Raw genomic sequence first — 12994 nt, forward strand, 5'->3', positions numbered from 1 at the left:
CTCACTCTAGGGATGAGCGACCGCTGTGCGGACGTCGAACCAGTGCGACCTTCCATCGAGGGCAGCACCCTTCTTTCTGCGACCCGCAACGATGACGCGGGATCCCGGACGGGGAGGATTTATCGAACGATAACGGAGTACGCATGAACGCACCGAACCCAGCCAAGATCTCCGCCAAGCGGACCGAAGCCGGAACTGTGGCGTTGCCTGTGGGTCTCGCCCCCCGCGCCGAGGGGCCGCGGATCTACAACCTCTTCCCGCTTCTCGTCGGGCGGGTCTCCGCGTGGACGGCGGAGCTTCCGCGCATCGCGGGGATGGGGTTCGACTGGGTCTATCTCAACCCGTTCCACGAGACCGGCGGCTCGCGCAGCCTCTACGCCGTCTCCGACCCCGATCGCCTCGACGAGCGGTTCCGCGATCATGACGGCACTTCCGACGACGAGCAGATCCGTCGCTTCTGCGCGGCGGCGGCTGAGCACGGCATCGGGGTTATGACGGACCTCGTCATCAACCACACGGCCAAGGACGGGCCGCTCGCACGGAGCCGGCCTGACCTGTTCCTGCGCGACGAGGCCGGAAACATCGAGAGCCCTGCCGCAATCGACCCGGACGATCCGTCGATCCGTACGGTCTGGGGCGATCTCGCCGAGCTGAACTACCACTCGGCCGATGCCAGAGAAGAACTGACCCGGCTGTGGGCCGGCTATATCAACCGGATGCAGGACCTCGGAGTCCGCGGGTTCCGCTGCGACGCCGCCTACAAAGTACCGCCGGACGTCTGGAGGCTCCTGATCGGAGCCGCCAAGGCGCTCGAACCCGATTGTCTCTTCGCGGCCGAGACGCTGGGCTGCACGTTCGAGGAAGCGCAGGCCACGGCTGGTGCCGGGTTCGACTACCTCTTCAATTCGTTTGCTTGGTGGGACCTGAAAGCGCCGTGGGCGCTCGAGCAATACGATCGCCTGCGTGTCATCGCTCCCTCCATCGCCTTTCCCGAGAACCACGACATGCCGCGCCTCGCGGCGGGGCTTACCGGCGGGCCTGAAAGCGTTGCACGCCACCTCAAGGCCCGTTATGCGCTGGCCGCCTTCTTCTCGGCCGGTGTGTTGCTGCCGATCGGCTACGAATGGGGCTATCGCCGCGCTCTGCACGTGGTCGAGACGACCACCGCTTCGCGCGAATCCGAGACTGGCATCGATATTTCCGGCTATGTCGCGGCCATCAACGCGCTGAAGGCCAGTCTCGCTTCTGCCAATGTCGAGGGTGCGCAGACGCGGGTGTCGGCGCCGGATGCGGCCTATGTCGCGCTTCTGAAATTCGACACCGGGCATGGTGCGTCGGCGCAGCATGCGACACTCGTCCTGTTCAATCCTGGCCCCACGGCAGTGGCGGTGGATGCCGGTCCGCTGGTCGCGCGGACGGGCGGCATGCTCGGCCGCTTCGAGGATTTCACGCCGGAGGCGGAACCGATCGATTTCCTTCCCGGAACCAATTTCGATCTGGCCCCCGGCGAGGTTCGCATCCTCGCTGCAGCCCGTAAGTCTGCGGCGAAGGCACCGAAGCCCACCACTCCCTCCGGCAAAGGCCGAGTCGTCATCGAGGCGGTAGCGCCTGAGATCGACGGTGGGCGTTCCCCGATCAAGCGTGTCGTTGGTGAGCAGGTGGTCGTCGCCGCCGACATTTTCAGTGACGGCCACGAGATCATCGATGCCGCCATCCTGTCGCGTATCGCCGGCGAGGAGGAATGGCGCTCCGATCGCATGGTCTTCGTCGACAACGATCGTTGGACCGGCTCATTCCCGCTCGAACACAATGCTCGCTACGAGTTCACCATCGAGGCTTGGCGCGATGCCTTCTCGTCCTGGGTCCGCGACACGCTGAAGAAGCGCGACGCGGGGGTCGACGTCCGGCTCGAGACGATCGAGGGCGTCACTCTCGTCCAGGGAGCCGCCGATCTCGCCTCGGGCCCGGATCAGGCACGTTTGCAGGCTATCGTGTCCGCCCTTGGGGCGCAGGAGACGGGGTCTTCCGCTCAGCTCGACCTCATCCTCGCACCCGAGACCGCCTCCCTGATCCGTAGGCATGCCGAGCGGGTCAACCTCTCGCGCTATCCCGTGAACGTGCCGGTGATCGCCGACCGTCTGGCAGCGCGGTTTTCGGCTTGGTACGAGATTTTTCCGCGCTCGCAATCGATGGATGTCAGCCGCCACGGCACGTTCGACGACGTGATCCGGCGCCTGCCCGAGATCCGCGAACTCGGTTTCGACGTGCTCTACTTCACGCCGATTCACCCGATCGGCAGGACCAATCGCAAGGGCAAGAACAACACCCTGAAGGCGTTGCCGGGCGATGTCGGTTCCGTCTACGCGGTGGGTTCGGAGGAGGGCGGCCACGAGGCGGTGCATCCCGAACTCGGCACCCTCGACGATTTTCGTCGGCTGGTCGCGGCGAGCCACGCCTACGGCATGGAGGTCGCGCTCGACTTCGCGATCCAATGCTCGCCCGATCATCCCTGGATCAAGAACCACCCGGAATGGTTCGAGTGGCGGCCCGACGGCACCCTGAAATTCGCGGAGAATCCGCCGAAGAAATACGAGGACATCTCCAACGTGCATTTCTACGGCGGTGCGCTGCCCTCGCTCTGGATCGAGTTGCGCGACATCGTCATGGGCTGGGCCGAACTCGGTGCGCGCATATTCCGGGTCGACAACCCGCACACTAAGCCGATTCCGTTCTGGGAATGGATGATCGCCGAGGTGAATGCCCGCTATCCGGACGTGATCTTCCTCGCCGAAGCCTTCACACGGCCAAAGATGATGAAGAAGCTCGCCAAGGCCGGGTATCAGCAGAGCTACACCTATTTCACCTGGCGCAACACGAAGCAGGAAATCATCGACTATTCCACCGAACTCGCCGGCGAGATGGGCGAGTACTATCGTCCGAACTTCTTCGCCAACACGCCGGACATCAACCCGGTCTATTTACAAACCAGCGGTCGTGCCGGCTTCATCGTACGAGCGACCCTCGCCGCGACCCTGTCGTCGGTCTACGGCATCTACAACGGCTTCGAGATGTGCGAGGCCGCGCCGTATCCGGGCAAGGAGGAATACCTCAACTCCGAAAAATACGAGCTGAAGGCTTGGGATTATCATGCGCCGGGCAACATCCGCTCGCATATCATCAAGCTGAACCGGATCCGGCAGGAGAATCCGGCACTCTGGGACTTCCGCAATATCACCTTCACGGGAGCCTATAACGACCAGATCGTCGCCTATGCCAAGGCGACGCCGGAGGGCGACAATTGCATCTTCGTGATGGTCAATCTCGATCCGAAGAACCGTCAGGAATGCACCTACGAAATTCCGCTCTGGCTCCTCGGAGAGCCTGATGACGGCGCCGTGGAGGTGGAGGATCTTCTGCTCGGCTACAAGTTCGAGCTGCGCGGCAAGTCCCATCGCATCGCCCTCGATCCGACTGACCGTTCCGTGGTGATTTGGCGTCTCCGCGCGCCCCGGCGGGTTGCGGAGTAAGCATCCGCGTGTCAGCAGAAAAACTCGAGTTTTCAGCCGTCCGTCGCGTTGTCGCCCAGAAGCTGGTGCCAAAGCTGCGGCCGACGCTACGGCATCGTTCGCTCCAGCGACCGGCGCTGGCCGCGACGCCGAACACGCCCTTGAAACCGACGCATGAGGCAACGACGCGATGATCGATCGTAGCGATCCGCAATGGTACCGTGACGCCATCATCTACCAGATCCACGTCAAGTCGTTCTTCGACTCGAACAATGACGGGATCGGCGACTTCGAGGGCCTGACGCAGAAGCTGGATTATGTGCGGGACCTCGGGGTCACCGCCATCTGGCTGATGCCGTTCTATCCTTCGCCGCTGCGCGATGACGGCTACGATATCGGCGACTACCGCGACGTGAACCCGTCCTACGGGACGATGGAGGAGTTCCGGAAATTCGTGGAGGCGGCGCATGACCGTGGCCTGCGCGTCATCACCGAGCTCGTGATCAACCACACGTCGGACCAGCATCCCTGGTTCCAGCGCGCCCGCGAGGCGCCGGCCGGTTCACCCGAGCGCGACTTCTACGTCTGGTCGGACACCGACACACCGTATTCCGACACGCGTATCATCTTCCTCGATACCGAGACCTCGAACTGGACCTGGGATCCGGTCGCCAAGCAGTATTTCTGGCACCGGTTCTACAGTCATCAGCCGGACCTGAACTTCGACAATCCGGCCGTGCTGGAAGGCGTGATCGAGGTCATGCGGTACTGGCTCGACATGGGCGTGGACGGTCTGCGCCTCGACGCGATCCCCTACCTGATCGAGCGCGACGGCACGAACTGCGAGAACCTGCCCGAGACCCACACGGTCATCAAGGCGATCCGCACGGCGCTGGACGCGAGCTATCCCGACCGCATGCTCCTGGCGGAAGCTAATCAGTGGCCGGAAGAGACGGCGCAGTATTTCGGCGACGGCGACGAATGCCACATGGCGTTCCACTTCCCGCTGATGCCGCGCATGTACATGGCGATCGCCCGCGAAGACCGGCATCCAATCACCGACATCATGCGCCAGACCCCGGAGATTCCGGAGGGCTGCCAATGGGCGATCTTCCTTCGCAATCATGACGAGCTGACGCTCGAAATGGTGACGGCGGAGGAGCGTGATTACCTCTGGTCGTTCTATGCCGCCGAGCGCCGTGCCCGCATCAATCTCGGTATTCGCCGCCGCCTCGCTCCGCTGCTCGAAAACGACCGCCGCAAGATCGAGCTGATGAAGTCCCTCGTCCTGTCGATGCCCGGCACGCCGGTGCTCTATTACGGCGACGAGATCGGCATGGGCGACAACATCTATCTCGGCGACCGCGACGGCGTGCGAACCCCGATGCAATGGTCGCCCGACCGCAACGGCGGCTTCTCCCGCGCCAATCCGGCCAAGCTTTTCCTGCCCTCGGTGCAGGACCCGATCTACGGCTTCGACGCCATCAACGTCGAGGCGCAGACCCAGTCGCAGACGAGCCTGCTGAACTGGACGCGCCGCATGATCGCGATCCGCAACAACTCCGTCGCCCTCGGGCGCGGCGGCATGCAGTTCCTGTATCCCACCAATCGCAAGGTCCTGGCCTGGATCCGCGAGTTCGAGGGCGAGCGCGTGCTCTGCGTCGCCAACCTGTCCCGCGCGCCGCAGGCGGTGCAGCTCGACCTTTCCGAGTTCCGCAGCGCCGTGCCGATCGAGCTCACCGGCGGATCGGAATTCCCGGCCATTGGCGAGTTGCCCTACCTGCTCACGCTCCCGTCCTACGGGTTTTACTGGTTCTCCCTCAACGCCGCGAATGCCGGACAGATCGGCCCGCAGCCGGAGACGCCCGAACTGTTCACGCTCGTCCTCACCGGCGGGGTCGAGACCCTCATGGCCGGGCGCGAGCGGACCGCCTTCGAGCGCACCGTGGCACCGCGCTTTATCGGCACCCGCCGCTGGTTCGGCGCCAAGGGCACCCGCATCAAGTCGGTCTCCGTGATCGACAGTGCCACGCTGAAGGATGCCGGCGGCGCAACCCGCTTCCTGCTGCCGCGCGTGGCGGTGCATCTCGCCAACGGCGAGCGCCAGGATTACTTCGTTCCCCTCGGGGTCGATGAGGGCCGTGAGGACGAGACGCTGCTGTCGCATGCGGTCGCCCGCGTCCGTCGCGGACCGCGCACGGGCCTCCTGTTCGGGGCCTCCGCGTCGCCTGCCTTCTCGGTCGCCCTCATCGATGGGATGCGCAACGGCCTCGAGTTGCCGACAGAGACCGGCAGGCTCGTCTTCTCCCATACCTCGGCCTTCGATCGCGATGTGGCCGTGGACCTGGCGGAAGTCCGCAGCCTGAACGCGGAGCAGAGCAACACCTCGATCGCCATCGGCTCGAAGATGATGCTCAAGCTCCTGCGCCGCATGCAAACGGGCGTCCATCCCGAGATCGAGGTCGGCCGCTTCCTCACCGAGCAGGCGGGCTTCGCCAACACCCCCGCCCTGCTCGGCGTCGTCGAGCACGTGGCCGAGGACGGGACGCGGACGGCGTTGGCTGTGCTTCAGGCCTTCGTGCCGAACCAGGGCGATGCCTGGACCCTGATGCTGGAGGGCCTGCGCCGCGACTTCGACACCGTCGTGCTCGCGCCCGAAAGCGAGGCGCCGGACCCGACCGAAGCCTTCGCTCCGCACCTGCGCTGGGCCGAACTCCTCGGCCGTCGCACCGCCGAGCTCCACAACGCCTTCGCCATCGAGACCGACGACCCGGCCTTCGCGCCCGAGCCGTTCACGCATGACGACCTGCGCGACCTCGGGGAAGACGCGCGCCGTCTCGGCGAGCGGGCGTTCCGCGCCCTCGACGCCCTGGCGGGACGCACCTCCAGCACGGCGATCACCGAGCTGGCCGGCCGCCGCCGCGAGGTCGAGCTTCTGATCGAGGACATGACGGCGCGTGCGCCGGTGGGGGCGACCAAGACCCGCATCCACGGCGATTTCCACCTCGGCCAGGTTCTCGCCTCCGAGAGCGACCTCATCATCATCGACTTCGAGGGCGAGCCCGCTCGCCCCGCCGACGAGCGCCGCGCCAAGTCGACGCCGCTGCGCGACGTCGCCGGGATGCTGCGCTCCTTCGCTTACGGCGCCGAGACCGTCACCCGCGAGATCGCGAGCCGGTTCGCGGATTCGGAAGGCCGCGCCCGCAGCGCGTCCATCGCCTGGCGCGGCATGATCGATGCCGCGTTCCTCGACGCCTACCGTGCCGTGGCCTCCACCAGCCGCGCCGCGGTGACGGACCCGGAGACCGAGACGCGGCTGCTGTCGCTCTCGCTCCTGGCGAAGGCCCTCTACGAAGTCGATTACGAGGCCAATAACCGGCCGGATTGGATCGAAATCCCAGCCCGTGGGGTTCTCACAATTCTGGACGACACCAAGAGAGGCGTTTGAATGACGGATATCGACGAGAGCCTGGCGAAGACGTCCGAGCAGGAGCGGAAGCGGTCCGAACGGATCGCGGACCGCTCGGCCGCGTCGGGGAGTTCCCGCCAGGCCGATGCCGATACGTCGACCGTTCAGGGCGTCCATCCGGACGCGGTCGCCGCGGTGATGAGGGCGGATCACGGCGATCCGTTCTCCGTGCTCGGCCCTCACCAGATCGGCCCCGGCCTCTGGGAAGTGCGGGTCATCCTGCCCGAGGCAAAGTCGGCCACCCTTCTTACCGCCGGCAATCGGATCCCGTTCGAGCGGCGCCACCAGGACGGGTTTTACGTTGCTCGCGTGCAGAGCGAGGGACGTCCGCTCTACGAACTCGCGGTCGAAGGCTGGGACGGTACAGAGCGCACGCGACACGACCCCTACAGCTTCGGCTCGTCGCTGCATCAGCAGGACATCGATAACCTTCGCGAAATCGGCAGCGACGTCACCTATCGGGTGCTCGGGGCGCAGGCCATGGTTATCGACGGCATCGCTGGTTTCCGCTTCGCGGTCTGGGCGCCCAATGCCCGCCGGGTGAGCATCGTCGGTGATTTCAACGAGTGGGACGGCCGCCGCCACCCCATGCGGCTCTGGCAGACAGGCGGCATCTGGGAACTGTTCGTTCCCGGGCTCGGTGCTGGAGCCCATTACAAGTTTGAGATCCGTGGTCCCGACGGTGCCCTGCTGCCCTTGAAGGCCGACCCCGTCGCCTTTGCGGCGCAGAAGCCGCCGGAGACGGCCTCCGTGCTCCAGGGCACGAACGCGCCCGTCTGGAACGACGCGAAATGGATGGCGACGCGGGGTGAGAAGGATCCTCGCCACACCGCCATATCCATTTACGAGGTCCATCTCGGCTCATGGGCTCGGGTCGCCGAGGAGGGCAATCGCTACCTGACCTACAAAGAGTTGGGCGAGCGCCTGATCCCTTACGTGAAGGAGATGGGCTTCACCCATATCGAGATGCTGCCGATCACGGAGTATCCGTTCGACGGCTCTTGGGGCTATCAGCCAGTTTCGCTGTTCGCGCCGACGAGTCGCTTCGGCACGCCCGACGATTTCGCCGCCTTCGTCGACAAGGCCCACGAGGCCGGCATCGGCGTGATGCTCGATTGGGTGCCAGGACACTTCCCGCTCGATGCCCATGGTCTCGGCCAGTTCGACGGCACGCATCTCTACGAGCATGCCGACCCTCGTCAGGGCTTCCACCAGGATTGGGGCACCTACATCTACAATTTCGGGCGTACGGAAGTGTCGAGCTTCCTTGCCGCCAATGCCCGTTTCTGGCTCGAGCACTATCACCTCGACGGCCTGCGCGTGGATGCTGTCGCTTCGATGCTCTACCTCGATTACTCGCGTCGTCAGGGCGAGTGGATCCCCAACCAATACGGGGGCAACGAGAACCTCGACGCCATCAACTTCCTGCGCAAGACCAACGAAGCGACCTACAGCCACGCTTCCGGCACGATGACGATCGCAGAGGAATCGACCTCATGGCCCGGCGTCTCGCACCCGACCTATACCGGAGGTCTCGGCTTCGGTTTCAAATGGAACATGGGGTGGATGCACGACACCCTGGAATTCATGTCGAAGCAGACGATCCATCGCCGCTACCACCACCACGATCTCACCTTCGGTCTACTCTACGCCTTCTCCGAGAACTTCATCCTGCCGCTCTCGCATGACGAAGTCGTTCACGGAAAAGGCTCGCTTCTCGACAAGATGCCGGGCGACCGCTGGCAGAAATTCGCGAACCTGCGCGCCTATTTCGGCTACATGTGGGGCCATCCGGGCAAGAAGCTGCTCTTCATGGGGGGCGAGTTCGGACAGCAGCGCGAATGGAACCACAATCAGAGCCTCGACTGGCATCTGCTCGACGACCATCTGCATCGCGGTATGAAGGACCTCGTCCGCGACTTGAATAACCTCTATGCTTCGACGCCAGCGCTCTACGTCAAGGACTGCGAGGCGGCTGGCTTTCAGTGGCTCGTCGCCGATGACCAGGACAACAGCGTGATCGCTTGGGCCCGAAAGGGCATGAATCCGGGGGACGTCGCCATTGTCGTCTCGAACTTCACGCCGATCCCGCGGGAAGGCTACCGCATCGGCGTTCCGGAAGCGGGATTCTATCGCGAGGCGATCAACTCGGATTCCGAGCGTTATGGCGGCGCGAATATCGGCAATATGGGCGGTGTTCAGGCCGAGCCCGTGGAGAGTCACGGCCAGCCGCACTCGGTGGTCCTGACGGCGCCGCCGCTTGGAACGATGATCTTCGTGCGGGAAAGCTGATATTTGCGGAACTCGGCGGACGTTCGTTCGCCGAGTTCCGGATACTGAAAGGGCGCCGGTTCGTCGAACCGGCGCCCTTTCTCTTAAGCCAATCGTACGGATATCCCGGATCAGGCCAAGCGGGAACGGAGACCCCCGCCGTTGCCGAGTGCGCGGGCATAGAGCGCCGAATAATCCATCGCCGCCCCGTCCCAGGTGAAGGACCGCGACATGGCCTGGCGGCGCATGGCGTTGAGGCGCTTCTTCTGGCCGAACGTGTCGAGGGCGCGCCGGACTGCGCCGAGGAAACCTTTCTGAGAGGCTTCGCCGAAGGTGAAGCCCGTCACCCCATCTTCGACCGTATCGGCGAGGCCGCCGGTGCGCCGTACGATCGGCAGCGAGCCGAAACGCTGGGCATACATCTGCGCGAGCCCGCAGGGCTCGAAGCGGGAAGGCATGAGCAGGAAGTCGCTGCCGGCGAACATCCGCCGTGCTTCCTTCTCTTCGAACCCTACATGGACGCCGACAGAATCGGGATGGCGGCGGGCGAGGTCGCGCAACGCACCTTCGAAACGGCTCTCGCCCTGACCGATCGCGACGATCTGGCCGCCCTCGGCGACGATGGCCTCGGCCGCGCTGAGGCTCAGGTCGATGCCCTTCTGGTGGACGAGACGCGAGACGATGGCGAAGAGCGGCCCGCGCGAGACTGCGAGACCGAACTTGCGTCGGACGGTCTCGGCATTCGCGCGTTTGCCCTTCCAGTCATCCGGTTCGAAGCGCGCGGAGAGATGCGGATCGGTGCGCGGATCCCAGCTTTCGTCGATCCCGTTCAGGATGCCGGCCAAGCGCCCTTGGGACGCGCGGGTACGCAGCAGTCCGTCGAGGCCGCAGCCCGATTCGGGAGTCATGATTTCGCGGGCATAGGTCTCGCTCACCGTGGTAACATGCGAGGCGTAGTAGATGCCGGCCTTGAGGAAGGAGAGGTGGCCGTAGAACTCGCAGCCATCCATCTGGAATGCGCCGTCCGGTACCCCGAGGCGCCCGAGGGAGTCGCTGGAGAACAGGCCCTGATAAGCGAGATTGTGGATCGTCAGCACGCTCGGGACACGCTGCCCGGTCCAGGCGAGATAGGCCGGAGCCAGCGCCGTCTGCCAGTCGTTGAGATGGAGGAGGTCGGCGGACCAGGACGGATCGACGCCGCCGGCGATCTCCGCCGCTGCAAGGCTCAGGCGGGCGAAGCGCAGGTCGTTGTCGCGAAAGTCGCCTTGTGCATCGCCATAGGGCGTACCGTCACGCTGGTAGAGGTCGGCGCTGAGAAGGATGTAGACCTTGAGGCCGTCGCCGGTCTCGACGAGGCCGAGGTCGCAGGGCGGCACGCCGGCGTGTCCGTGAAGATGAGCGACGACTGGGATGTGGTCGAAGCGCTCGATCACCTGCCGATAGCCCGGGATGAGGACACGGACATCGTAGTGGCGTCGGAGAGAGCGGGGCAGGGCGCCGGCCACTTCGCCGAGACCGCCGGTCTTCACGAAATCCGACATTTCCGGAGTCGCGTAGAGAATGCGGGGCTGAAGCGAGAGACGGCGGGTGACGTCCGCGCCCGCATCGCCATAGGCGGTGGAGAGGGCGTGAGACGCATTGGACGTGGTCGACGCCGACATTCTAGAAGACCCCAAGGGCGGATCGTGCTCGTTGCGATGCACAACTCAAGCCATCGGGGTGGTTAATACTACGTTCACTTTATTGCGGCGCGAGAAAAATTCGGCGCTGCAAAAGTTTTTTCCTTTCCGCTTCGGGAGAACGCGTCAGGCCGGATGTCTGACGAGGACCACGCCCTCGTTTCCGGAGATATCGAGGGTATCCGCGAGCGCGACGTCGCTGCGACCGGCATGAGTCGAGAGCAGGATGATCCATCCCGGTTCGCCGGAGAGCGGAAACACGACGGGAGCGGGCGAAAAGTTCAGGACGATCCGTAGCGTCTCGCCCGCCTCCGCCCGATCATAGGCCAGGACGTGATCGAGGTTCGGTGTCTCAAGTCGCCTGTAGCTTCCTACCGCCAGGGCCGGGTGCGCGCGGCGCAGATGGAGAAGTCGCCGGTAGAGAGTCAGGATCGACCTCGATTCGTCCCGCAGCGCTTCCACGTGCCGCGTATCGTAGTCGGCGCTGAGCGGTAGCCAGGGCTCCGCGGTGGTGAAGCCGGCATGTTGGGTATCGTCCCATTGCATCGGCGTGCGCTCTGGATCGCGGCCATGTCCCGGTTCATTGAAACCCCAGGGGTCGCGCAACCGCTCGGGCGGAATTTCCACATGGGCGAGGCCGATCTCGTCGCCGTAATAGACCGTCGGCGTGCCGCGCAGGGTGAGGAGGAGGATCGCCGCGATCCGTGCCTGCGCCTCGCCGACCCGTGCCGCGATGCGCGGCTGGTCGTGGTTGCCCAACACCCAGTTGGGCCAGCCGCCCGGCGGCAATGCATCCTCGTACTCGTCCACGAGCGCCCCGACCGCATCGGCTTGCCAGGGCGTTTGAATTAGCTGGAAGTTGAAAGGCAGGTCGACGCCGGAAAGGTCCGAGCCGTAATACGCCACCAGCCGCTCGATCGGGAGGTAGATCTCGCCGATCAGCACGCGGTCGTCGTAGCCGTCGAGCACGCGCCGCATGCCGGCAATGACGTCGAAGACCTCCGGCCGGTCAGCGGAATAGACCTGCTCGAAACGGTTGATCTCAGGCTGTTCGGGATGGAAGGCGGGATTCGTCGGATTGTCGCGAAATCCCTCGTCCTTCATCAGGTGCCAGATCACGTCGACCCGGAATCCGTCGACGCCACGGTCGAGCCAGAAACGGAGCACCTCGTGCATCGCGTCCCGCACGGCGGGGTTTCGCCAGTTCAGGTCCGGCTGCTCGGGAAGAAAGGCGTGGTAATAATATTGACCGCGACCTTCGTCGAAGGTCCAGGCAGGGCCGCCGAAATTGCTCAACCAGTTGTTGGGCGGTCTGCCGCCGGGGGCGGGATCGCGCCAGATGTACCAGTCCCGACGCGGATTCTCACGTGATGAGCGGCTCTCGGCGAACCAGGGGTGTTCGATCGACGAATGATTCGGGACGAAGTCGAGGATGACCTTGAGCCTGCGGGCATGGGCCTGAACGATCAACTCGTCGAGGTCGGACAAGGTGCCGAAGAGCGGATCGACACCGCAATAATCGGCGACGTCATAACCGTAATCCGCCATGGGTGAGGGATAGATCGGCGAAATCCAGACCGCATCGACACCGAGCCAGGCGAGATAGTCGAGCCGGCGCGTGATCCCGGCCAAGTCGCCGATGCCGTCGCCGTTCGTATCCTGGAACGAGCGTGGATAAACTTGGTAGACGGTTCCACGCTTCCACCAGACGGTTTCCGTCCGAGCTGGAAGAATCGTATCGTCGTCCGCCATCCATCCCCCGGGTTCTGCCGCTTCGCGCCCTGGATACGCGACGAGCTTAGCCTTTGCCGACGCGCGAGGCGACCCCGCGATGGATTGTAGATCTGCCACACCCCGAGCGCTGATCTGCCGCATTCATGAAACCTTCAGCGCGAAATGGTCTCATTCCCGAACGGTTTCGCTGCGAGGTTGACGAATCGAGAGGACTGGGAGCGACCGGCATACGGCTCGGGTCCCGTGATGCTGGACTCTCGACAACGACGTCGCCGCACGGTCACCGCCAGCAGAAGCGGATGGCGTAAAACGCTCCGCGGCAGCGACCATGAGGG

At 64.5% G+C, this 12994-nt stretch carries 5 protein-coding genes; 3 read left to right on the plus strand and 2 right to left on the minus strand.

The features are described 5' to 3' along the window. Positions 1 to 143 precede the first annotated feature (143 nt). From ACFQ4G_RS07025 to glgB, 3 genes are all read left to right on the plus strand, one after another. Positions 144 to 3527, plus strand: coding sequence for a maltotransferase domain-containing protein (locus ACFQ4G_RS07025; RefSeq protein WP_238205817.1), 3384 nt, complete (start codon positions 144 to 146; stop codon positions 3525 to 3527). A gap of 169 nt (positions 3528 to 3696) precedes the next feature. Next, complete coding sequence (gene treS / locus ACFQ4G_RS07030) at positions 3697 to 6954, plus strand: maltose alpha-D-glucosyltransferase (RefSeq protein ID WP_238205819.1); 3258 nt, start codon at positions 3697 to 3699, stop codon at positions 6952 to 6954. Further along, the gene (gene glgB / locus ACFQ4G_RS07035) at positions 6955 to 9267 is read left to right on the plus strand and encodes a 1,4-alpha-glucan branching protein GlgB (RefSeq protein WP_379039965.1); all 2313 of its coding nucleotides are present in this window, start codon (positions 6955 to 6957) and stop codon (positions 9265 to 9267) included. A 110-nt stretch (positions 9268 to 9377) separates the two neighbouring features. On the opposite strand, the gene glgA is transcribed toward glgB, so the two are convergent. Together glgA and ACFQ4G_RS07045 are read right to left on the minus strand one after the other, a co-directional pair. Next, positions 9378 to 10907, minus strand: a complete 1530-nt coding sequence (gene glgA / locus ACFQ4G_RS07040; protein ID WP_238205821.1) for a glycogen synthase GlgA — start codon at positions 10905 to 10907, stop codon at positions 9378 to 9380. A gap of 144 nt (positions 10908 to 11051) precedes the next feature. Further along, complete coding sequence (locus ACFQ4G_RS07045; protein WP_238205823.1) at positions 11052 to 12677, minus strand: alpha-amylase family glycosyl hydrolase; 1626 nt, start codon at positions 12675 to 12677, stop codon at positions 11052 to 11054. Positions 12678 to 12994 lie beyond the last annotated feature (317 nt).

This window comes from Methylobacterium marchantiae, from assembly GCF_042679825.1.
Lineage (GTDB): Bacteria > Pseudomonadota > Alphaproteobacteria > Rhizobiales > Beijerinckiaceae > Methylobacterium > Methylobacterium marchantiae.